At 65.6% G+C, this 21,506-nt stretch carries 19 protein-coding genes; 10 read left to right on the top strand and 9 right to left on the bottom strand.

Translation table 11 applies throughout. The annotated features are described in order from the left end of the window. Nucleotides 1-10: 10 nt before the first annotated feature. From XH81_RS21950 to XH81_RS21930, 5 genes are read right to left on the bottom strand one after another with little or no spacing between them, the layout of a single operon-like run. Entirely contained in the window at nucleotides 11-1,243 is a 1,233-nt protein-coding gene (locus tag XH81_RS21950) for an efflux RND transporter periplasmic adaptor subunit (RefSeq protein WP_028139804.1), read from the bottom strand. 2 nt (nucleotides 1,244-1,245) lie between these two features. Further along, nucleotides 1,246-3,609 carry an ABC transporter permease gene (locus XH81_RS21945; RefSeq protein ID WP_028139803.1) on the bottom strand — a complete coding sequence of 788 codons (2,364 nt, stop codon included), beginning with the start codon at nucleotides 3,607-3,609 and terminating at the stop codon, nucleotides 1,246-1,248. Nucleotides 3,610-3,614: 5 nt separating this feature from the next. Further along, entirely contained in the window at nucleotides 3,615-4,322 is a 708-nt protein-coding gene (locus tag XH81_RS21940) for an ABC transporter ATP-binding protein (RefSeq protein WP_028139802.1), read from the bottom strand. Nucleotides 4,323-4,374: 52 nt separating this feature from the next. Then, on the bottom strand, nucleotides 4,375-5,049 hold the full coding sequence (locus XH81_RS21935; RefSeq protein WP_038950711.1) for a methyltransferase family protein: 675 nt from the start codon (nucleotides 5,047-5,049) through the stop codon (nucleotides 4,375-4,377). Then, entirely contained in the window at nucleotides 5,049-5,300 is a 252-nt protein-coding gene (locus XH81_RS21930) for a DUF2933 domain-containing protein (RefSeq protein WP_028139800.1), read from the bottom strand. Before XH81_RS21930 ends, XH81_RS21935 begins: the two co-directional genes overlap by 1 nt. A 180-nt stretch (nucleotides 5,301-5,480) precedes the next feature. Between XH81_RS21930 and XH81_RS21925 the strand changes: the two genes are divergently transcribed. After that, complete coding sequence (locus tag XH81_RS21925) at nucleotides 5,481-5,729, top strand: hypothetical protein (protein WP_028139799.1); 249 nt, start codon at nucleotides 5,481-5,483, stop codon at nucleotides 5,727-5,729. A gap of 157 nt (nucleotides 5,730-5,886) precedes the next feature. Here the strand turns inward: XH81_RS21925 and XH81_RS21920 are convergent, their stop codons facing one another. Continuing rightward, entirely contained in the window at nucleotides 5,887-6,633 is a 747-nt protein-coding gene (locus tag XH81_RS21920; RefSeq protein WP_038974692.1) for a hypothetical protein, read from the bottom strand. A gap of 194 nt (nucleotides 6,634-6,827) precedes the next feature. Here XH81_RS21920 and XH81_RS21915 point away from each other — a divergent pair, with 194 nt between their 5' ends. Further along, nucleotides 6,828-7,979 (top strand): acyl-CoA dehydrogenase family protein, encoded by a 1,152-nt coding sequence (locus tag XH81_RS21915; RefSeq protein WP_028139797.1) that lies wholly within the window; start codon nucleotides 6,828-6,830, stop codon nucleotides 7,977-7,979. A 59-nt stretch (nucleotides 7,980-8,038) separates the two neighbouring features. Here the strand turns inward: XH81_RS21915 and XH81_RS21910 are convergent, their stop codons facing one another. Beyond that, the gene (locus XH81_RS21910; RefSeq protein ID WP_028139796.1) at nucleotides 8,039-10,201 is read right to left on the bottom strand and encodes a putative bifunctional diguanylate cyclase/phosphodiesterase; all 2,163 of its coding nucleotides are present in this window, start codon (nucleotides 10,199-10,201) and stop codon (nucleotides 8,039-8,041) included. Nucleotides 10,202-10,760: 559 nt separating this feature from the next. Between XH81_RS21910 and mepA the strand changes: the two genes are divergently transcribed. From mepA to modC, 5 genes are all read left to right on the top strand, one after another. Continuing rightward, complete coding sequence (gene mepA, locus XH81_RS21905; protein ID WP_028139795.1) at nucleotides 10,761-11,705, top strand: penicillin-insensitive murein endopeptidase; 945 nt, start codon at nucleotides 10,761-10,763, stop codon at nucleotides 11,703-11,705. Between the two features lie 318 nt (nucleotides 11,706-12,023). Next, nucleotides 12,024-12,527, top strand: coding sequence for a hypothetical protein (locus XH81_RS21900; RefSeq protein WP_028139794.1), 504 nt, complete (start codon nucleotides 12,024-12,026; stop codon nucleotides 12,525-12,527). Between the two features lie 194 nt (nucleotides 12,528-12,721). After that, a complete protein-coding gene (modA, locus tag XH81_RS21895) occupies nucleotides 12,722-13,507 on the top strand; it encodes a molybdate ABC transporter substrate-binding protein (protein WP_028139793.1) in 786 nt (261 codons plus the stop codon). Nucleotides 13,508-13,520: 13 nt separating this feature from the next. After that, entirely contained in the window at nucleotides 13,521-14,216 is a 696-nt protein-coding gene (modB, locus tag XH81_RS21890) for a molybdate ABC transporter permease subunit (protein WP_028139792.1), read from the top strand. Between the two features lie 2 nt (nucleotides 14,217-14,218). Further along, nucleotides 14,219-14,881, top strand: coding sequence for a molybdenum ABC transporter ATP-binding protein (gene modC, locus XH81_RS21885; RefSeq protein WP_028139791.1), 663 nt, complete (start codon nucleotides 14,219-14,221; stop codon nucleotides 14,879-14,881). A 219-nt stretch (nucleotides 14,882-15,100) separates the two neighbouring features. On the opposite strand, the gene XH81_RS21880 is transcribed toward modC, so the two are convergent. Continuing rightward, nucleotides 15,101-16,894 carry a potassium/proton antiporter gene (locus XH81_RS21880; protein ID WP_028139790.1) on the bottom strand — a complete coding sequence of 598 codons (1,794 nt, stop codon included), beginning with the start codon at nucleotides 16,892-16,894 and terminating at the stop codon, nucleotides 15,101-15,103. 206 nt (nucleotides 16,895-17,100) lie between these two features. Here XH81_RS21880 and XH81_RS21875 point away from each other — a divergent pair, with 206 nt between their 5' ends. From XH81_RS21875 to radC, 3 genes are all read left to right on the top strand, one after another. Continuing rightward, nucleotides 17,101-18,417, top strand: a complete 1,317-nt coding sequence (locus XH81_RS21875; protein ID WP_028144406.1) for a mechanosensitive ion channel family protein — start codon at nucleotides 17,101-17,103, stop codon at nucleotides 18,415-18,417. Between the two features lie 185 nt (nucleotides 18,418-18,602). Next, nucleotides 18,603-19,421, top strand: coding sequence for a type I methionyl aminopeptidase (gene map, locus XH81_RS21870; RefSeq protein WP_271596359.1), 819 nt, complete (start codon nucleotides 18,603-18,605; stop codon nucleotides 19,419-19,421). A 96-nt stretch (nucleotides 19,422-19,517) separates the two neighbouring features. Beyond that, nucleotides 19,518-20,231, top strand: coding sequence for a RadC family protein (gene radC / locus XH81_RS21865; protein WP_097668968.1), 714 nt, complete (start codon nucleotides 19,518-19,520; stop codon nucleotides 20,229-20,231). A 34-nt stretch (nucleotides 20,232-20,265) separates the two neighbouring features. On the opposite strand, the gene XH81_RS21860 is transcribed toward radC, so the two are convergent. Next, nucleotides 20,266-21,414, bottom strand: coding sequence for a hypothetical protein (locus XH81_RS21860; RefSeq protein WP_131233152.1), 1,149 nt, complete (start codon nucleotides 21,412-21,414; stop codon nucleotides 20,266-20,268). Nucleotides 21,415-21,506 lie beyond the last annotated feature (92 nt).

Below are 21,506 nucleotides of genomic sequence, written 5' to 3'. Positions count from 1 at the left end.
CGCGGGCCCTCTACTCTCTTTGCGCGATCCTAGTTTCATCGGAGATCCGGTCACTTGGATGCAGCACGACGCGGTCTCCGGCAACGAGACCCGAGAGAACCTCCGCGAGGCGGTTGTTGCGGTGGCCGATCTGGACGAGAGTCGTCCGGGCCCGGCCGTTCTGGTCGACAAAAACGGCCCACTGATCGCCTCTCCGGAACAAAGCGCTTACCGGCACGGACAGGGCGTCCTGGGCGCTCCATGTCGTCACATGCACAACGACGCGGTAGTCGTGGCCAAGCGAGGCCCAATTCTCTGGCGGGTCGCTGAAATCGATGGTGACCCGGACCCGCTGTTCCTCGATACCCAGCGCCGAAACCTTCAGGAAGCCGGCGGGGTCGACACGGACCACCTTGCCCCTGATCGGCTGCCCGCCCCAGCCGTCGATCCGCACGGGCGCGCCAACCTTGATCTGCACGGCATCGATCGACAGCAGGTCAGCCACAACCTCCAGATCGAGCGGGTTGCCGATGTCGATCAACGACGTCCCGGGCAGAACCGTCGCCTCGCTGTCCTGGATGATCTTCAGCACCCGTCCGCTCGCCGGTGCGAGCACGCGGACGCAGCACATCGGCTCCGCTGACGGCGCGGCATTGGCAGGGTCCATCAGCCGCGCCGCAAGACTGGTGCGCACTGCGCGACGCATCTCGATCTGAGCCTTCGCACTAGCCAGGGCGGCTTCGTTGGTGGCGACCTCGAATTTCGCCTTGTCGAAGGCCTGAGCCGAGGTGGACTGCGTCCGCAGCAGCGTCTGCGCCCGCTGGAACTCGGTCCGGGAGAAGTCCAGCGCGGCCTCGATCCGCTTCACTTCGGCCTCCTGCTGCTGAATGGCCGCATCGGCAGCCAGCACCTCGGCCTGAAGCTGGTCGCGCGAGCGCACGTCGATGAATCCCGGCAGCGTCGGCTGCATGAGAGCGACGACGGTCTGGTTGGCGGTCACCTCGTCGCCGACGTGAAGCGAAGGTCCCTGCTCGCCGAGCGGATGCGAAATCCTGAGGACCTTTCCAGCGATGGGCGCCGAGACCGTGTAGACGTGGCGAACATGCGTCTTGCCGTCATCGTCCGCGGTAACTTCGATCGGACCCTTGGCCAGGGTTGCGAGATCGACCAGAACCGGGCGCGGCCAAGCAAACCAGGCCAGCCCGCTCGCGATGGCGGCTAGAAGCGCAGCGCCGATGAAACGTTTGGTCCAGTTGGCCGACATGGCTAGTCTCGCGTCTTGAGGACCGCGACGAGGTCCAGTTTGTCGATGCGTTCGCGGATGACCGCGGCGGAGGCGACGGCAGCCAGCACCACGACGGAAGTCGCGATGACGTAGGTGGAATGCTCGACGACGAGGCGGACACGCATCAGCTCGCCGGCCAGATTGGACTTCATCACCCATGCAAGCCCATAGCCCATCACCCAGCCCGGCGGCTGCGCTATCAGGGTGAGGATGGCGAGTTCGAGCAGGAGGATGCGCAGCACCTCGCCGCGCGTGAAGCCAAGCACGCGCAGGCTCGCCAGCTCGCGCGCCCGTTCGGACAGTGAGATTCGGGCGTTGTTGTAGACCACGCCAAACGCGATCACGGCGGCGAGACCGGTGTAGATGCTCGCCATTGTGGTGATGAGCAGTGCGACCGTCTTGCGGAAGTTCGCGAGCGAGAGACGCTGCAGCGCCACGCCGCCAACCGTCGGCATGGACTTCACCGCCGCGTAGAAATCCTCCCTCCGGCTCTCGTCGAGGCTGAGGTTCACACTGCTCACGACCGGCGCTTCACGCATCAGCTTGCGGAGCGCCCCAATCTCCATCATCCCCCTGATGCCGAAATAATCCTCGACCGTCGCCACGACCGGCGTCGTGACCGTGCGACGGGTACCCTCCAGCATATCGAGTTCGACGGTGTCACCGGCGCGGACGCCGAGGATCTGAGCTAGCATGCCGGACAGCGCAAGGCCCGTCTCTGGCAGCGCGACCGGATGAAGGTCGGCGCCGATGATACGCCGCAAGTCTGCATCGGCGGGCCGGCCGCTGATCATGATCCGGCGTTCGACGTTGCCGTGGCGAATCCGGACGGGCACCTCGCGGAACGGTTCGGCCGAGAGAACGCCCGGCAGTCGGCTCACCTGCTCCACCACGTTCGCGATGCGCTTCTCGGCAAAGCCGATGGTCGCATCCTGCCGGTCGGCGAGGAAGTAGGTTACGTCGATCAGGTGCTCCATCGAGTCGCGCGTGAACAACGAGACGACCAGGATGGCCGTGGCCAGCGCCATGCCAAGCGCCGTGAACACGGCGCGCGCAGGATGCCGCGCGATGTTACGTATCATCATGAGCGTCGGCTGCGATACGATCTGGTCGAGCTGAATGCTTGCCGGCAACAGCCGCCGATAGACCGGCGGCGCGGGCGGTTGCATTGCAACGGCCGGCGGCAGCTTGACCACGTCCCGCAGCGCCCGCAGCGCGCCGATGGCAGCGGCCGCCGCGCTGAGCGCGCCGGCGGTGACGTACAGATCCGGCGCCTTCGCGAATACCAGGAACGGAAAGTGGAAGAAGTCGCCGAACAGGGCGGTGACGCGCAATCCGAGCCAGGTGCCGGCGACGCCGCCCAGGAGGATTCCGGTCGCAACGATCAATGCCACGAACTTCAGATAATGCAGCACGACGCTGCGGTCCGAATAGCCGAGCGCCTTGAAGAGGCCGATCTGTTCGCGCTCGAGCGCGACCAGCCGGGTCAAAGTGAGGTTGACCAAGAACGCGGCCACCAGCAGAAAGATCGGTGGCAACGTGCGGCTCATGTTGTTGAGCATGTCGAGTTCATGATCGAGCCAGGCGTGCGAGGTCTGGTCCTTCCGGCCATGCGCCGCCTGCCCGCCATACGGGTCGAGCAACGCGTCGACCCGCGCGATCACGTCGCGCTCCGACGCCCCAGGCTGCAGCTTGACTGACACCGCCGAGAATGCGCCATCGAGATCATAGACACTGGCGAGCGACTTCTCCGACATCCAGACGATGGCGTAGCGGCGATCGTCCGGCATCAGATCGCCAGGGCCGACGGTGTAGACGAATTCGGGTGACAACGCGGTGCCGACAATCACGAGTTCGCGCTTCTTGCCATTCAGGATGGCCGAGAACCGCGCCCCTTCCGAGAAGCCGTGAGCCCGGGCGAACGGCTCGTTGACGACCACCTCCTCCGTCCGTCCCGACTCCGGGAACCGTCCGGACCGCATGTAGAGCCGGTTCAGATGCGCTTCGCCGTTGTCGGGCAGCGAGACGAACTGCGCGCTGGCCGGCTCCGAGAAGCCGGGAATGTCCAGCAGCGCCGGCTTAGCGATACGAGCATCGACGGCGGCGACGCCGGGGATCTCGCCGATCCTACCGGTGAGCGCCTTGGGCGCGCGCTTCGCTTGAGCGAACACGTCGGCGAAGCCGTAACGTTCGTAGTATGCGATCCGGGTTTCCTCGAGCGAGCGATGGGAGCCGACCGCGAGCACCAGCGTCGCAACGCCGCCGCCGACGACCAGCGCGACGGCGAGCACCTGCGCCCAGAGCCTTCTGACGTCGCGAAACAGCTTGATATCGAGCACCGTCATGGCCGTCACCAGGTGAGCTCGGCGGCTTGCCGCCGTCTCTCGTTGTTCTGAATCCGGGAGATCCGGCCGTCAGCGAAGAACAGCACCCGGTCGGCAACCTCCTGAATGCTGGCGTTGTGCGTGATGATGATAGTGGTGGTGCCGAGCTGCCTGTTCACCCCGAGCAGCGCTTCGATGACCCGAATGCCGGTCTTCGAGTCCAGCGCCCCGGTCGGCTCGTCGCACAGCAGCACGGCCGGTCGCTTCGCGATGGCGCGGGCAATTGCGACGCGCTGCTGCTCGCCGCCGGAGAGCTGGGCGGGGAAGTGATGCATCCGCTCTTCCAGTCCAACCAGTGCGAGGGCCTCGTCGGGCCGCATCGGGTCCTGGGCGACTTCGGTCACCAGCGCAACGTTTTCATAGGCCGTAAGGCTCGGCACCAGATTGTAGAACTGGAAGACGAAGCCGATATGGTCCCGGCGATACCTGGTCAGTTCGCGATCTCCGAGATCCGTCAGGTCGAGGTCGCGGAAGAACAGCCTGCCGCTGGTCGGGCGGTCGAGACCACCCATGATGTTGAGCAACGTGGTCTTGCCGCTGCCGGAGGGGCCGAGCAGCACGACCACTTCCCTCTCGGCGATTTCGAGGCCGACATCGTTGAGGGCGTGAACCATCACCTCGCCGGAGACGTAGGTCTTGGTCAGGGCTTTCGCGGTGAAGACAGGCTCGCTCATCGACGTCCTTTCGAGCCTCCATCGTCATCCGACCGAATCTTCCTCCCCAAAGTCAGCCGAGACGATAGCCGCCGGAAGAGCCGCGGCCGAACAGCCGACGGGGATGGGGTATGAAGGCCGGGACTTCCGAAGCGTACTTCGCGTAGGCCTCGCCGAATTCGGCCCGGGCGTCCCGCTCCTCGTCTCGCGCGAGCTTGACGTACATGACGGTCAGGACGGGAAACATCGCCAGCGTGAGGATGGTCGGCCACTGCAACAGGAAGCCGAACATCACCAGCACGAAGCCGACATATTGCGGATGCCGCACGTAGCTGTAGGGGCCGGACGTCGCGAGTCTTCGGGTCTGCTGCGCGTCGTACAGCACCCGCCAGGCGGCAGAGATCAGGATGAACCCCGCACCGATGAAGATGAAGCTCAGGACGTGGAACGGTCCCGCGTGCGGATTGGTCTTCCAGCCGAACATCATCTCGAGGAGGTGGCCGGCATCATGCGAGAACCAGTCGACATTCGGGTAGCGCGACTGCAGCCAGCCCGACAGGAAATAGATGGTGAGCGGGAAACCGTACATCTCGACGAACAGCGCCACCAGAAACGCGCTGAACGCGCCGAAGGAGCGCCAGTCGCGCGGCGTCTGCGGCTTGAAGAAGCTGTAGGCGAACAGGATGAACACCGCCGAATTGACGATGACGAGGCTCCAGAGACCGTAAGCTGGCGCGGTGTCGTGCATCACGCGCTCCCTCGATCATTCGGCCGGCCGCCATGATGGTGCCCGTGTCCGCCATGCATGAAGATATGCATCAACGGACAGGCGAGGAGCGGCAGCCAGACCAGGAGCCCGAGCACATGGGCCCGATGCTCGGTGAACAGGAGCGCGCCGCCGATGACCAGGAACCCCGCCAGGACCAGCCCGGCCTTGGCTTTGGTGGACATGCCCTCCTGCGGGCGTTCGCCATAGCCGAAATGGTTTTGGACGGTCATGATACGCTCCAGCGATCGATACAGCATAGGAGCACCGCTGCCGTCATTGTTGACGCAGATCAACGGCTCATCGGTCCTGAGGGGCGGCCCTGGCCGCGCCAGGGTTCCGATTTGCGATTTCTCAAGATGGACTTTTCGCAGCAGCTTATCGTGAGGCTTCCGCAACCAGGGAGAACGACCATGATCACCAAGAAGCTTCTCGCCGCCGTCGGCGTGGTTTCCCTGCTGGCTGTTCCGGCAATGGCCGATAGCACCGACAAGGAAAAGAACGGTCATCACTACAGCGGTGGCCCCAAGACCGAAGTACCGCATCACATGGGCAAGAAGACAACAAGCGGCTCCTCGGCGAAGACCAGTTCGGGCGGTCATCATTACACGGGCGGACCGAACACCTCGTCGCCGCATCACATGGGCGACAAGACAAAGTGAATCTGTCTAGCGCCGGCGTGTAATGGTCTCAGGCTGGCTGCGACACCAGCCGCCGCCAGAGAGCTAACACAGGCGACACTTTATGGTCCGGATCGCTTTCGGAGCGCCGCCGGCGGACGAGGCCGCACCGCTGCCGCCGCGGGCCCGGGATCACCGATCAATTCACCGCTCGCAGCGCGGCCGTGAAGGCGGCGAGATCGGTTCGTGCCGTCTCGTCCGGAGCCCATCTCGGAAGGTCAGCAAGCTGCTCGATCACGCGGGCCCGATCCTGCGGCAGCAGGAAGCTCGCCCAGACCTCGCGCGTGTCGCGGACGGCGGCGGCGACCAGACGCGCGTTGGCGGATTTGCCCGCGCCCTGGATCGCCGCGCAGACGGTGCCCAGGATGAATTCGGCGGCGCTCCGGCGGAAGCCCGTAAATCCCTCCTGGCGGATGCGGGTGCGCTGCCCCGGCGCAAGGCTCGCCATGAACAGCTCGCCCGCAACCGCCTCGCGCGCCATTCCGCGGATGACGAAGTTCATCGCCGCCGCGTACTGATCGCCATAGTCGGTCATGTTGCGCTGAAGCGTCGCAAGATCGGGCTGCGCCCCCGGCTTCGAGCCATAGAGCGCGAACAGCTTGTAGGTCGCGTTGGCGGCGTCCATCCAGTCCATCAGCCAGCTCATGTCGCTCGCCTTCGCCGGCGGCAGCGCCCCCAGGGCCTCAACATCGAAGACGCGGCCGAGCAGCGCGGTGGTCTCCGGCCGGGTCAGGTCGGGTCGCTCCCCTTTTTTCGCAACGCCTTCGACGTAGACCCGGAACATCCGCGCGGCCACGCCCGCGGCGGCGGCATCACGGGCCCCATCCTGCGCCAACGCCGGCGAAGCGAGCGCGAGCAGGACGATGAGGATTCTGACGATCGGCATGGGCAACCTCATCCGGCAAGATACGCGGTGCCGTTCGCGGCGATGGCGGTTGTTGGTCGCGAGGCGCGCCGCTGAGGTTCACAGCCGGGCCTTCTTGCGGCGGCGCGCGGGGATGGCCGCAGCTTGATCCTCCCCGTCAAATAGACCACCATCCCGTCCTCACCGCTCACGACAGAAGGGGCGAGGAAACGCGAATGTCGGAGCTTCCCGGACCTGATCTCGTCGAACGTGCCCGCGCCATCGCGCCGCTGATCGCGCGCGAAGCGGACGAGATCGAGCGGACACGGCGGCTGACGCCCTCCGTGGTCGCGGCGCTGATCGAGAACGGATTCTATCGCGCCCTGCTGCCACAGAGCCTGGGCGGTGCGGAAGTCTCCATCGAAGCCTTCATGCAGATGCTGGAGGAGATCGCCAAGGCCGATGCTTCCACCGCATGGTGTCTCGGCCAGTGCAGCGTCTGCGCGATGATCGCGGCCTCGCTCGACCGCGATGCCGCGCAGGAGATCTTCAACACCGCGCCTGGAATCCTGGCGTGGGGCGCGATCGCGCACGAGGCGCGTGCAGTCGCGGGCGGTTACCGCGTCACGGCGCGGTGGGATTTTGCCTCCGGCTCCCGGCAGGCGAGCTGGCTGGGGGCGCATGTGCGCATCCTCAGCGCTGACGGGGCGTCGCGCAAAAATGCCGATGGCTCGCCGGAGGTGCGGACCATTCTGTTTCCTGCCGCAAGCGCGACGTTGCACGACGTCTGGCAGGCGATCGGGCTCGCCGGCACCGGCACCGATTCCTACGAGGTGAGCGACCTCTTCGTCCCCGAGCGCTTCACGGCGTTCCGCGACGTGCCGTCAGGCTTGCGCGAGACGGGGCCGCTCTACAGGATCGGCACCGGCGCTGCCTTCAGCCTCGGCTTTGCCGCGGTATCGCTCGGCGTGGCACGCGCGACGCTGGATGCAGCGATCGCACTGGCGCGCGAAAAGCGCCCCTCGCTGACGGCCGGCGCGATGCGCGACAACGGGGCGGTGCAGGGCCTGATCGGCCGCACCGAGGGCGATTTGCGCGCCGCGCGCGCCTATCTCTATGCGACCGCGACTGCGATGTGGCGCGACCTCTGTGCGACCGGCGAGTTCGGCGCAACACACCGCAGCGCGGTGCGGCTCGCCGCGACCTGGACCATCCATCAATCAACAAAGGTGGTCGACACCGCCTATCACATGGCCGGCGCGACCGCGGTGTTTCGCAGCAACCCGTTCGAGCGCCGGTTTCGCGACATGCACGCCATCGCCCAGCAGATCCAGGCGCGGGATAGCCATTACGAGGATGTGGGAAAGGCGATCGTGGCGGGAGGTTGAAGGCCAATCGCAACGACGGTGAGCTCCCTCGCCCCACCCTTCGCGGGGAGAGGTTAAGTTCACGCCACCAGCGCGGCGTCCTCGCCATCGATGCCGCGTTGCGCGGCCAGCAGGCTGATGATCTCGGCGTTGGGCCGGGCCTTGCTGAACAAAAAACCCTGGCCTTCGTCGCAGCCCTCGGTGCGCAGGCAGCTGAGCTCGGCTTCGGTCTCGACGCCCTCGGCCGTGATGATGACCCCGAGGCCCTTGCCGAGGCTGACGATGGAGCGGATGATCGCCTGGGCCTCGCGGTTGGCCCCTAAATCGCGCACGAAGGACTGGTCGATCTTGATCTTGTCGAACGGAAAGCTGCGCAGATAGCTGAGGCTGGAATAGCCGGTACCGAAATCATCCATCGAGATGCGCACCCCGAGCGCGCGCAAGGCATGCAGCGTCGCCAGCACCTGCGCGCTCTTCTCCAGCAGCAGCGTCTCGGTGATCTCGAGCTCGAGTCGGCGCGGCGGCAGGCCGGAATGCTTCAGCGCGTCCGTCACGATCGAAAGCAGATTGCCGCTGCGGAACTGCAGCGGCGACAGATTGACCGCGACACGGACGTCGTCCGGCCAGGTCGCGGCGTCCAGGCACGCCCGGCGCAGCATCAGCCCGCCGAGCGGATTGATCAGGCCGGTGTCCTCGGCAACCGGAATGAATTCCGCCGGCGAGATCATGCCGCGCTCGGCATGCGGCCAGCGCACCAGCGCCTCGAAGCCGGTGATGCGGCCGCTCTGCAGGTCGATCAGCGGCTGGTAATAGGGGCGCAGCACGTCGTTCTGGATCGCGTCGCGCAGCTCGACCTCGATCTTGCGGCGGCTCTGCGCTTTCGCGTCGAGCGCGGCTTCGAAGAAGGCGAAGGTGCCGCGCGCGTCCAGCTTGGCGCGCGACAGCGCCATGTCGGCGCTCTTGAGCAGCTTTTCGGAGTCATCGCCGTCGCCCGGCGCCATCGCGATGCCGATCGAGGCGCCGATCACCACGGAATGGCCGTCGAGCAGATAGGGATCGGCGATCGCCGCGAGCAGACGTTTTGCCAGCATCACCGCGTCCTCGGGACGCGCCAGGCCGCTCTGCACGATCGCGAACTCGTCGGAATTGAGCCGCGCCAGCGCGTCTTCCTCGCGCAGCGTCGAGCGCAGCCGCTTGGCGACGCCGCGCAGGAGCTTGTCGCCGACCGCATGTCCGAGCGTGTCGTTGACCGACTTGAAACTGTCGAGCCCCAGCATCAGCAGCGCGACCTTGTCGGTGCTGCGCCGCGTATGCAGCAGCATCTCGTCGACCTGCTGGCGCAGCAGGCTGCGGTTGGGCAGGCCGGTCAACCCGTCGTGCTGGGCCATGAAGGCGAGTCGCGCCTCGGCGCGCTTGCGTTCGGTGATGTCCATCAGCGCGAGCAGCACCGCCGGGCGCTCGGCATAGGTCAATTCCCGGGAATAGATCGCAAGGTCGATCAGCGCACCGTCGGCCTTGACGTGCTTCCAGGTGCGGCCGGCCTGCTCCTCGCCGGTCGGGTCGGCGGTCCAGGGCGGCTCGCTGTCGAAGGCCTGCAGGGAGCGGATCTTCAGTCGCTCGAACTCGGCGCGGCTGTAGCCGTAATGCGCGACCGCTGCGTCGTTGACGCCGAGGATGCACTCGTCGTCCAGCGCGCAGACGATCATGGGCACGGGATTGCCGTCGAACAGCAGGCGGAACGAGGCCTCGCGCTGCTTCAGCTCGGTGATGTCGACGCGCAGGCCGACGACGCCGCCATCGTCGGTCAGGCGCTCGTCGATCAGGATGACGCGGCCGTCCGACAGCTTCTGCTCGTGGCGCGCGCCGGGCTGATAGAGCCTTTGCAGCCGCTCGGCGATCCACTCGTCCTCATGGCCGATGGCCTCGGGGTAATCGCCGCGGGCAACGCCGATGCGCAGCGTGTCTTCGAGACGCGCGCCCTCTTCGAACAGATCGGCGGTCTTGCTGTAGATCTCGGCGTATTTCTTGTTCCAGAGGACGTAGCGGCCCTCGGCATCGAGAAACACGATGCCCTGCGGCAGGATGTCGACGGCCTGGCGCAGACGCTCATGGGATTTGCGCGCGTCCGCGATCGCAGCTTCCGCCTCGGCGCGGCTGCGCAGGACTTCATCGCGTTCCGAAAGAGCTCGCGGCGCGCGCGCGAAGCGTCGCTTGCGCGGCGATTGGCCAGCCCGGGCAAGCACGCTTTGCTTTCGTTTCCTTGTTTTTCGAGACCCCAAACCCAACTTCACTCGTCCCAGTCGCGCCCTGTGGCCGCAAGTCTTTGGACACAAGTCTTGGGGCAAGTGTCTGAAAAAAAAGTAATCTTGGGTGCCCGCGCCAGCCACGGCACCGCCTTGCGAGTACCGAGAGCCCGGCTCTGGTGCCTGTTTACGAGGCGCAAGCAGGCCGAGCGGCGCACCAGACCTGAGTCTTGGTCGCAATCGAAGAGAGCGGTGGTGCAAAAACGCGCGCTCTCCATGAATCAATTCCGGGCGCGGGTCCGATTGCATACGGGATGGAAACGAACGCGGTTCCGCGCACGAATTTTGGTCAATGCAGGATACGGTTATTGCACCATTAAGAATCCGGCTGGCCCCGCGAAAAAACTACGACTTTTGGACAACCTTGTTGGATATGACATCGTCATGCCCGGACGCGCCTTCGCGCGGGGGCTGCGGCCGTCAAGACGCCGTGAGGTCGTCCGCCGCAGCACAGCCCGATTCTTACCCCCGACGCCGTGTTGGGTTATAAGGGCTGCGCATGAGTCCCCGCCGCTTCGCCCCTCTCCTGCTCGTCATGACGCTCCTGGCCGCCGGCGGCGCGCTGGCCCAGGACAAGGGCAGCGTCAACCCGAAGCCGCTGCCGCCGCTCGCCAATCCCAACGACCCCGATCTCGCCGCCAAGGAGCTGTTCGCGCGCAAGCTGCTGCCGGCGAAGGGGGCGGCCCATGTCATCGGCTCCTACACCAAGGGCTGCATCGGCGGCGCGGAGCAGATGCCGCTCAACGGCGACAATTGGCAGGTGATGCGGCTGTCGCGCAACCGCAGCTATGGCCACCCCGAGATGATCGCGCTGATCAAGCGGCTGGCGGCCAAAGCGCGCAAGGACGCGGGATGGCCGGGCATCCTGGTCGGCGACATCGCCCAGCCGCGCGGCGGCCCGGCACTGTCGGGCCATGCCAGCCACCAGATCGGTCTCGATGCCGACATCTGGCTGACGCCGATGCCGGACCGCCGCCTCTCGCGCGAGGAGCGCGAGGACATGTCGGCTGTGATGATGGTGCGCCACGACCGGCTCGACGTCGATCCAAAAGTGTTCACACCTGGCCATGTGCTGGTGCTGCGCGACGCGGCGCGGGAGCCGGCGGTGCAGCGCATCTTCGTCAACGCCGCGATCAAGAAGGCGCTGTGCCGCGAGGCCAAGGGCGACCGCGCCTGGCTGTCGAAGATCCGGCCCTGGTGGGGCCACGACTACCACTTCCACATCCGCATGCACTGCCCGCCAGGCGCCGGCGAATGCGAGGGCCAGCCGTCACAGGCCGAGGACGAAGGCTGCAAGCCCGCTGATCTCGCTTATTGGTTCTCCGACGCGGTGCTGCACCCCAAGCCGCCGCCGGAGCCGCCAAAGCCGAAACCGCCGATGACGCTGGCGCAGATGCCGGCGGCGTGCAAAGCGGTGCTGCACGCGGCGGATGCGAAGCCGTAAGGTACGCTGTCGCCCCAGCCACCACTGTCGTCCCGGGGCGCGAAGCGAGCCCGGGATCCATTAACCACAGGCCGTGGTTATAGCGGGAGATTGTCACTCCGAGTCTTCGCCAAATGCAATCCTGTGGCTATGGATCCCGGGCTCGCGCTACGCGCGCCCCGGGATGACGAACTCGTTGGTTGGTTCGTGTCGCGACAATGCGCTACGGTCGCCTCGCCGCTCAGCCGTAAGCCGCGGCATCCCGGGACGCGCCTCCCTTATCAACAAGACCTGACCGCAAGCCTCGCACTGGTCGCGGGGCCAATGATGGGATTTCACATGCGCGTCCTCGCCTTCCTCGCTGCGCTCTCGTTCAGCGCAACCTCCGCCCTCGCCGCTGAAGAGCCCAGCGGCTGCGACAAGTTCAAATGGCCGATCGAGCGGGAGCGCGCTGCGCTCACCGCGCCGGACCGCGCGACGCTCGCATCGGGCAGCGAGCAGGCGAGCTTGCCGTCCTCGGCCATCACGCTGGGGCTGGCGGCCTCGAGCGAGGCAAAACTGCCGACGCCGCCGGAGCGAGCGCCCAAGGACGGCACTTTTGCCGGCTTCACGAGCATCAAGTCCGCCAAGCCCGGGCTCTACACGATCAGCCTGTCCACCGGTGCCTGGATCGACGTGGTCCAGGATGAGCATGTCCTGAAGCCCTTGGCCTTCAGCGGCGCGACCGATTGCGGCGGCATTCGCAAGACCGTGAAATACGAGCTGTCGGCGCAGCCTTTCGTGCTCCAAATCAGCGGCGCCAAGGAGGATGCGGTCGCGATCGCGATCCTCCCGGTTCAATAGCGCTGTTTGCCGGACAAACAGCCACCCTTTGACCTGCGGCGCCAGCCTGCTATCTTCGCAATTGCGATATCCCTGCCGGCCGTAAGCCGCAGCCGGGCCCCGTGGAGCAGCGCTTCCACCCGTCGCGACCTGACCCACCAACGCCAGACCTGTGCGTGCATCTTGCGCGCGCGGCCTCGCACGGAGCGCTCCCCATGTTACGTATTTCGGGGTTTTTCACCGCCCTCGTGATCCTCGCAAGCGCGAGCCTTTCGCCGGCCGCCGCCGAGGACAAGACCATCACCGTGTTCGCCGCGGCCTCGATGAAGAACGCGCTCGACGAGATCGACGCCGCCTACACCGCCAAGACCGGCGTCAAGTTCTCGGTCAGCTATGCCGCAAGCTCGGTGCTGGCGCGGCAGATCGAGCAGGGCGCGCCGGCCGATGTGTTCGTCTCCGCCGACACCGACTGGATGGATTACGCGATCTCCAGGAAGACCATCAACGAGCCCTCCAGAGTCAATCTGCTCGGCAACAGCATCGTGCTGATCGCACCGAAGGATTCCAAGATCGACAACGTCACCATCGCGCAAGGTTTCGACCTCGCCAAGCTCGCCGGCGACGGCAGGATCGCGACCGGCGACGTCAAGTCGGTGCCGGCAGGCAAATACGCCAAGGCCGCGCTCGAGAAGCTCGGCGCATGGCAGGCCGCAGAGCCGAAATTCGCGATGGCCGAAAGCGTGCGCGCCGCGCTGACGCTGGTGGCGCGCGGCGAGGCCAACCTCGGCATCGTCTATGCCACCGACGCCAAGGTCGAGCCCGGCGTCAAGATCGTCGGCACCTTCCCCGCGGAGTCGCATCCCGCGATCATCTATCCGGTCGCCGCGACCATGACGGCGAAGGACGGGACCAGCGGCTATCTCACCTTCCTGCGCTCCTCGGCCGCCAAGACCATTCTGGAAAAATACGGCTTCAAGTTCCTCGTCAGCCCGACAATCTGATATTCACCATTTGATGTTCGACATCTCTCCCGCCGAATGGACCGCGATCCTGCTCTCGCTCAGGGTCGCGATCATCGCAACGCTGGTCGCGACGCCATTCGGCGTCGCGCTGGCGTGGCTGCTGGCGCGGCGCGACTTCTGGGGCAAGTCGATGCTCGACGCTGTCGTGCACCTGCCGCTGGTGCTGCCGCCTGTCGTCACCGGCTATCTGCTCTTGCTGACGTTCGGCCGCCGCGGCCTCGTCGGCGGCTTCCTCGCCGAGCATCTCGGCATCGTCTTCTCGTTCCGCTGGACCGGCGCCGCGCTGGCCTGCGGCGTGATGTCGTTTCCGCTGCTGGTGCGGCCGATGCGGCTGTCGATCGAGGCGATCGACCGCCGGCTCGAGCAGGCCGCCGAGACGCTCGGCGCCGCGCCCTGGAAAGTGTTCTTCACGGTGACGCTGCCGCTGGCTCTGCCTGGCGTGCTCGCCGGCATGGTGCTCGGCTTTGCCAAGGCGATCGGCGAGTTCGGCGCCACCATCACCTTCGTCTCCAACATTCCCGGCGAGACCCAGACGATTTCCTCGGCGATCTATTCGCTGATCCAGACGCCGGACGGTGACGCCGCGGCCGGCCGGCTCGTGATCGTCTCGATCGTGCTGGCGCTGGGCGCACTGATCGCCGCCGAATGGTTCGCTCGCCGCGCTACGCAGCGCCTGCACGGGAATTGACCATGCTGCGCGTCGATGTCGAAAAACAACTCGGTGAATTCTCGCTCTCCGCATCCTTCACCGGCGAAGGCCGCGTCATCGGCCTGTTCGGCGCCTCGGGCGCCGGCAAGACGTCACTGGTCAACATGATCGCGGGGCTGCTGCGGCCCGACCGCGGCACCATCGTGCTCGACGGCGAAACCGTCGACGACACCGCGGCCGGCATCCATGTCCCGGCCTGGCGCCGCCGCATCGGCTATGTGTTCCAGGATGCGCGGCTGTTCCCGCATCTCAACGTCGCGCAGAATCTCGACTATGGACGGCAGATGAACCGCTTGGCGCCGGATCCGGCGCAGCACAAGCGCGTCATCGACCTGCTCGATATCGGCACCCTGCTCGGCCGCCGCCCTGGAAAGCTCTCCGGCGGTGAGCGCCAGCGCGTCGCGCTCGGACGCGCGCTGCTCTCAAGGCCGCGCCTGCTGCTGCTCGACGAGCCGCTCGGCGCGCTCGACGAGGGCCGCAAGCTCGAGATCCTGCCCTATCTGGTGCGGCTGCGCGACGAGGCCAACGTGCCGATGGTCTATGTCAGCCACGACGCCGCCGAGCTGCGCCAGCTCGCGACGCAGATCGTGATGCTGAAACAGGGGCGGGTCACGAGTTTTGGCGGGGTGAAGGTGCTGGCATGAGGGGCATGCAGCGCTTGTTTGGGCTACGCTGGCGCAACACCCACCGCCGTCGTCCCGGCGAACGCCGGGACCCATACCGCGTGATCTGCCGAAGGATTGTGGTGCAAATACCGGCGAAGAAAGAGTAACTGCGAGCCTTCGCCAAATTCCTCCCTGTGGTTATGGGTCCCGGCGTTCGCCGGGACGACACGGGAGATTGTTGATCCGCCGGCAGCTCGCTTAGACCCCTGCCACCGACGTCCATACCTCCGCGAGCTTCTTTCGCAGCGCCTGTGCGCGCGTCAGCGGCGGTGGCGTCTCGTCTTCTTCCGGCAGGCGCAGGCCGACGACATTGACGCGGCCGCCGGAGATGCTGCGCGCGACCAGAACGATCTCGTCCAGCGGCAGCTCGGCGCCCTCTTTCGGGGCGCGGTCGAGATGGACGTCGAAATAATCGGCCAGCGTCAGCTTGCCCTCGTCCTCGCCGACCTTGACGCCGTAGATCTCGGCGAGTTCGGCCAATGTGTGCTCGCCGGAGACCATGAAGTCGCCGAGCAGATGCGGATCGGGCGCCGAGCCCGGCTGCATGTCGACGAAGAAGCGGTCGAGCGACTCGGCCTTTTCCGGCGGCGCCAGCAAATAGATGTAGTCGCCGGGCGCGATCGGGTCGGCTTCCGTCGGTGTCAAAATGTTCTCGTTGCGGATCACCAGCGTCGGCTTGGACCAGGACGGGATCAGGCCGCGGCGGAAATACAGGCTCTTGGGCCGCACCGGATAGCCGACCAGCTGCTGCTCGAGCTGCCCGGGCAGATCCAGCTCGACACGGCGCGGACCGCGCTCGGCGCGCGGCAGAGCGACATGCAGCTTGCGCGCGGCGGGTGCCAACGTCCAGCCTTGCAGCAACAGCGAGATGATGACGACGACGAAGGCGACGTCGAAATAGAGATAGGCCTTGGACAGGCCGACCAGCATCGGGATCGAGGCCAGGAAGATCGCGACGGCACCGCGCAGGCCGGTCCAGGCGATGAAGATCTTTTCGCGCCAGTTGAAGCGGAACGGCGCCAGGCACACGAATACCGCGATCGGCCGCGCCACCAGCATCAGCACGAAGGCGACCCCGACCGCCGGCAGCACGCTGGCCCCTAACCGGCTCGGCGAGACCAGGAGGCCGAGCAGCACGAACATCACGATCTGCGCCAGCCAGGTCGCCGCATCGAGGAAAGCCACTACCGAATTGTGCGCGCGGGTCGGCCGGTTGCCGATGATGATGCCGGCCAGATAGACCGCGAGGAAGCCGGAGGCGTGCATGATCTGCGAGCCGCCGAAGATCACCAGCGCAGCCGTGGTCACGAACGGCGCGTGCAGGCCCTGCGGCAGCGCGACCTTGTTGAGCGCGATGACGACGAGCCGTCCGCCGAAGACGCCGACCAGGGCGCCCAGCACCGCTTCCTGAATGAACTCCATCGCCACATGGCTTGCGGAGCTCGATCCCAGCGAGATGTATTCGACCAGCATCAAAGTGAGGAAGATCGCGAAAGGGTCGTTGGTGCCGGATTCGGCCTCCAGCGTCGCGCCGACGCGCGGGCGCAGACGCAGGCCCTGGGTGTGCACCAGCAGGAAGACGGCGGCGGCGTCGGTCGAGGCGACTACGGCGCCGACCAGCAGCGACTCCGTCCAGTTGAGGTCGAGCGCGTATTTAGCGAACGGCGCCGTGATCAGCGCGGTCAGGAGCACGCCGACGGTCGCGAGTACCACGGACGGCGCGAGCACGGTACGGATGCTGGCAAAGCGCGTCCGCAGGCCACCGTCGAACAGGATCAGGGCCAGCGCCACAGAGCCGACCAGATAGGTGGTGCGGACGTCGTCGAACTGGAGCCGGCCGGGGCCGGAATCGCCCGCGAGCATGCCGATCACAAGGAAGACGAGCAGCAAGGGCGCTCCGAAGCGCAGCGCAAGCAGGCTCGACAGGATACCGGCCATCACGAGGACGGAGCCGAGCAATATGGCGATGCTGACGGAGTCGAGAGAGGCCATCCACCTTCCGGTTCAAAACAGCTGGAAGGGCATCCATATCGTCGCGGCCCTGGCACGCCAACCCATTTCTCCCGCTCGCGGCAATCTGCCCGCATTTTACGGCCTTAACGCCCATCACATGCCGGTGTATCGATGGCCCGGCCGCGCCCTTTGTGGGATTCTGCGGCTCCCTCGAATCAATTCCTCCCCGCTTGCCGACGAGACCGATGGACATGGACCTCAAGGACTTCATGGAGTTCGTGCAGACCACCGCGCGCAGCGTCGGGGCGGAAATCTCCTCGCCCTGGTTCTACCTGCAATTCGGCCTCATCCTGGCCGCAGCCGGCATCGCCTATGCCGCGGAGACCGCGGTCCGCAACCGGGTCGACATGACCGCGCTAACGATGCGCTGGCCGCTGCCGCTCCGGCACTTCGCCCGGGTGATGCTCTCCAGCGCCTCGACGGCAGTGTTCACTTTGCTCGTGATCGTCTCGCGCGTGGTGATGTACCACGCGACCTGGCCGAGCCGCTCCTATCTGCTGATGGTCGCCGCCAAGCTGGGCTTCGCCTGGCTCGTGATCCGGCTGGTGACCTCTGTGCTGCGCAATGCCTTCATCGTCCGCCTGGTGTCGATCACGGCGTGGCTTCTCGCCGCGCTCTCGATCCTCGGCCAGCTCGATACGACGGTCGACCTGCTCGATTCCTACGCGATCGTGCTCGGTGGTCTCAGGCTGACCCCGCTGCTGGTCCTCAAGGCCGGCGCGCTCCTGCTGATCGCGCTGTGGCTCACCAACATCGCGAGCAATTTTGCCGAGAGCCGGATCAACGCAACCACCGACCTGACGCCGTCGGTGCAGGTGCTGCTGGTCAAGATCATCCGCATCGGGCTTCTTGCCATCGCAATCGTCATTGCGCTCGGCGCGGTCGGCATCGACCTGTCGGCGCTCGCGGTGTTCTCCGGCGCGGTCGGCGTCGGCATCGGTATCGGCCTGCAGAAGATCGTGGCCAACTTCATCTCGGGCATCATCCTGCTCGCCGACAAGTCGGTGAAGCCCGGCGATCTCGTCACCATCGGCGACAATACCGGCCGCATCAGCGCGATGAAGACGCGTTATATTTCCGTCGCCGCCGGCGACGGCCGCGAGTTCCTGGTGCCGAACGAGGATCTGGTGACGCAGAAGGTCGTCAACTGGACCTATACCGACAAGAACACGCTGGTGAAGATCGCCTTCGGCACCAATTACGACGCCGACCCCCGCCTGGTCACCAAGCTCGCCACCGAGACCGCCGCGGCCCATCCGCGCGCGACCAAGGGCAAGCCGCCGAACTCCATCCTGACCGAGTTCGCGGAAGCCGGGATGAAATTCTCGCTGACCTTCTGGATTGCGGACCCCGACGGCATGGACAACGTCAAGAGCGACGTGATGCTGGCACTGTGGGACGCTTTCAAGCGCGAGGGCATCCGGGTTCCCTACCCCGTCCGCGAAATCCGCGTCCGCGGCGGCGCGCTGCCGGTGGAAACCACCGTAGAAGTCCCGAATTAGGCCCGCTTTCGGGCGCAAGAGGCGGCAAGATCCTTATTTTGACGCGTTTTCTTCACACGAACCGGTAGCCACGTCGCTCGAAAACGCGCTCCCTTGGCTTGCACGAAGGCCCGCAATCATTAAATTGGGGCCTGAAATCAAGACTTTCCGCCGATATCGAGCCCACCTCAGAAGATTGCGCCCGCATGAGCTACGTCGAAGCCTCCGATACCTCCCTGCGCAAGACCGGACAGATCAAGCTGCATGGGCCGAGCGCCTTTGCCGGCATGCGCAAGGCGGGCGCGCTGGTGGCGAAGTGCCTCGACGAGCTCACCGACATCGTCGGGCCCGGCGTGCCGACCGAGCGCATCGACGAATTCGTCCGCGACTTCGCCTTCAGCAACAATGCCTATCCGGCGACGCTGATGTATCGCGGCTATCGCTACTCGACCTGCACCTCGCTCAACCACGTGGTCTGCCACGGCATGCCCGGCGACCGTCCGCTGAAGGAAGGCGACATCGTCAACATCGACGTCACCTTCATCGTCGACGGCTGGTATGGCGATTCCAGCCGGATGTATGCGGTCGGCCCGATCGCCCGCAAGGCCGAGCGGCTGATCGAGGTAACCTATGAAGCGATGATGCGCGGCATCGCCGCCGTGAAGCCCGGCGCCACCACCGGCGACATCGGCTACGCCATCCAGAGCTTCGTCGAGCCGCAGGGCATGAGCGTGGTGCGCGATTTCTGCGGCCACGGTCTGGGCCGCATGTTCCACGACGAGCCGAACATCATTCATATCGGCCGGCCCGGCGAAGGCGTGCAGCTCAAGCCTGGCATGTTCTTCACCATCGAGCCGATGATCAATCTCGGCAAGCCGCATGTGAAGATCCTGTCCGACGGCTGGACTGCCGTCACCCGCGACCGCTCGCTGTCGGCACAGTTCGAGCACTCCGTCGGCGTCAACGCTGATGGCGTCGAGATCTTCACGCTGTCGGAGCGGCACGGCGAGAAGCAGATCGGGTGAGCTTTCGGGACGTGCCTGCTGGGCAATTACCGATCGGCGCGCCGGCGCGCGATTGACGGTTGCAAAAACGGAGGTCCCCGGCGATGCTGGCGGCCGATGCCCGCCAAGCCGGACCAGGACAAGAGCAAGCTTGAGGACGCGCCGCATTATCTCGGCCATCGCGAGCGGCTGCGCGAGCGCTTCTACAATGCCGGCGCGGATGCGCTGAGCGACTACGAACTCCTGGAGATGGCGCTGTTTCCGGCACTGCCGCGACGCGACACGAAACCTCTGGCCAAGGCGCTGATCAAGTCCTTCGGCTCGTTCGCCGAGGTCGTGCACGCGCCGGTGGCGCGCTTGCGCGAGGTTGACGGCATCGGCGAGGCCGCGATCAACCAGCTCAAGCTGATTGCGGCCGCCGCGAGCCGCGTGACCAAGGGCGAGGTCAACAGCCGCAACGCGCTGTCGTCCTGGAACGAGGTGATCGATTATTGCCGCTCCAGCATGGCTTTTGCCGACAAGGAGCAGTTTCGCCTGCTGTTCCTCGACAAGCGCAACCAGCTCATCGCCGACGAGGTGCAGCAGACCGGCACCGTGGACCACACCCCGGTCTATCCGCGCGAAGTGATCAAGCGCGCGCTGGAATTATCGGCGACCGCCCTGATCCTCGTGCACAACCATCCCTCCGGCGATCCCTCGCCCTCGCAAGCCGACATCCAGATGACCAAAGCGATCATCGACATCGCAAAGCCGCTGGGGATTGCCGTGCACGATCACATCATCGTCGGCAAGAGCGGGCATGCCAGCCTGCGCGGGATGCGGTTGATCTAGGGCAACGCGTGTCGGACCAGCCTTGCACCGGCTCTCAAAACCTGACCGTTAATCCGCCACCCGCGTAATAGCTTGTCTCGGCCTGGTATTTGACCCCCACTGGCGTGCTCGCGCCTCCAAAGCCGAACGGGAGCACGACAGCCGGGGCTGAAACGCCAGGGACCTTGTTATCGTAGTTGAGGCCGCCAAAGGCCCGCAACGCCCAGCTCGGCGCCAGCTTGATGTTGACGCTGGCTTCGGCATTGGCAACGAATGCGGTGGTCGTTGCACTGGACGTCGTGGCAGAGAAGGTCGGGGCGAAAAAGGGCACCCCGCCCACGAAGACGTTGACGGAGTCCGAGCCCGTCAGCGATACCCGCCGCATGGCGAGCCCGGCGTTGCCACCGGCCACAAATGTCAGCCAATCCGTCACAGGTACCGAACCAGACAGGCCGGCGCGGGCTCCCCAGTCCGTCCAATCGAGCTTGGTGTCCGCGTCATAGCGGACGGACGCAGTGCCGCCGAAAACGAGATTGGTTTCGGACAACGTCTGAGAGTTGCGGGACTTGCCGCCAAACACCGCAAGCGACGGCGTAATGGTGACGCCGCTCACTTTGAAATCTGTCGCGTACCGCCCGCTGACTTGCCAACTCGAATAGCTGGTACCGAGCGTGCTGGAAACGACACATGATGTGCCGGCGCCGCAAGCGACCGAGCCCGCGAAGTTTGTGATCCCGCCAACCTGCGGCAGCGAATATCCCGATCCCAATGTCGACACAGCCGTAGCGGCTTGCGAGGCGGTCGCGTTGACATAGGACCCGCTGAACTCGATCCGCCCATTGGTGCCGATATTCGACAGAGACACACCGGGAGGCAAAACGAAGCCCAATCCGCCGGAGATGCCATATCCGGTTGCCCGCGGGTCATATGTATTTGCCGCGGATATCCCCGATCCCGGGGCGACCGGCAACAGACGAGTGCCGATATCATAGGTCGGCAGGCGGATCGACTGCGCTGAGCCGTCAGCCCAGAAGTAGACCCCCGCCAGCCGTGCTCGCGGTGGCCACACCCGGCGCCTTGATCGGGATATCTGCGGCAAGTACAGGCGCGGAAGTTGCCGCCACCAGTCCGGTTGCGATGATCGATAGCCGAATATGCCGATAAAGCACTGAAACCCCTCAGATGAACATGCCTTCGACGCCAAGGCATCATTTCGGCAAGATTCTAGGTGAGGTGCGGCGAGACTGTCGTCGCTTATGACGAACGGTGCTGTAGCGGTTTGCGTATTCTCGCCCC

This window comes from Bradyrhizobium sp. CCBAU 25360 (assembly GCF_028128695.1).
GTDB lineage: Bacteria > Pseudomonadota > Alphaproteobacteria > Rhizobiales > Xanthobacteraceae > Bradyrhizobium > Bradyrhizobium ottawaense.
This window is presented reverse-complemented; position numbering and strand designations above follow the sequence as displayed.

What these genes read in the sequence shown, in the direction of transcription:
- XH81_RS21915 (WP_028139797.1), top strand. Translation starts at nt 6,828, where the DNA reads ATGTCGGAGCTTCCCGGACCTGATCTCGTCGAACGTGCCCGCGCCATC.
- XH81_RS21920 (WP_038974692.1), bottom strand. Translation starts at nt 6,633, where the DNA reads ATGCCGATCGTCAGAATCCTCATCGTCCTGCTCGCGCTCGCTTCGCCG.
- XH81_RS21945 (WP_028139803.1), bottom strand. Translation starts at nt 3,609, where the DNA reads ATGACGGTGCTCGATATCAAGCTGTTTCGCGACGTCAGAAGGCTCTGG.
- XH81_RS21900 (WP_028139794.1), top strand. Translation starts at nt 12,024, where the DNA reads ATGCGCGTCCTCGCCTTCCTCGCTGCGCTCTCGTTCAGCGCAACCTCC.
- modA (WP_028139793.1), top strand. Translation starts at nt 12,722, where the DNA reads ATGTTACGTATTTCGGGGTTTTTCACCGCCCTCGTGATCCTCGCAAGC.
- XH81_RS21940 (WP_028139802.1), bottom strand. Translation starts at nt 4,322, where the DNA reads ATGAGCGAGCCTGTCTTCACCGCGAAAGCCCTGACCAAGACCTACGTC.
- XH81_RS21930 (WP_028139800.1), bottom strand. Translation starts at nt 5,300, where the DNA reads ATGACCGTCCAAAACCATTTCGGCTATGGCGAACGCCCGCAGGAGGGC.
- XH81_RS21935 (WP_038950711.1), bottom strand. Translation starts at nt 5,049, where the DNA reads ATGCACGACACCGCGCCAGCTTACGGTCTCTGGAGCCTCGTCATCGTC.
- mepA (WP_028139795.1), top strand. Translation starts at nt 10,761, where the DNA reads ATGAGTCCCCGCCGCTTCGCCCCTCTCCTGCTCGTCATGACGCTCCTG.
- modC (WP_028139791.1), top strand. Translation starts at nt 14,219, where the DNA reads ATGCTGCGCGTCGATGTCGAAAAACAACTCGGTGAATTCTCGCTCTCC.
- map (WP_271596359.1), top strand. Translation starts at nt 18,603, where the DNA reads ATGAGCTACGTCGAAGCCTCCGATACCTCCCTGCGCAAGACCGGACAG.
- XH81_RS21950 (WP_028139804.1), bottom strand. Translation starts at nt 1,243, where the DNA reads ATGTCGGCCAACTGGACCAAACGTTTCATCGGCGCTGCGCTTCTAGCC.
- XH81_RS21880 (WP_028139790.1), bottom strand. Translation starts at nt 16,894, where the DNA reads ATGGCCTCTCTCGACTCCGTCAGCATCGCCATATTGCTCGGCTCCGTC.
- XH81_RS21875 (WP_028144406.1), top strand. Translation starts at nt 17,101, where the DNA reads ATGGACATGGACCTCAAGGACTTCATGGAGTTCGTGCAGACCACCGCG.
- XH81_RS21925 (WP_028139799.1), top strand. Translation starts at nt 5,481, where the DNA reads ATGATCACCAAGAAGCTTCTCGCCGCCGTCGGCGTGGTTTCCCTGCTG.
- modB (WP_028139792.1), top strand. Translation starts at nt 13,521, where the DNA reads ATGTTCGACATCTCTCCCGCCGAATGGACCGCGATCCTGCTCTCGCTC.
- radC (WP_097668968.1), top strand. Translation starts at nt 19,518, where the DNA reads ATGCCCGCCAAGCCGGACCAGGACAAGAGCAAGCTTGAGGACGCGCCG.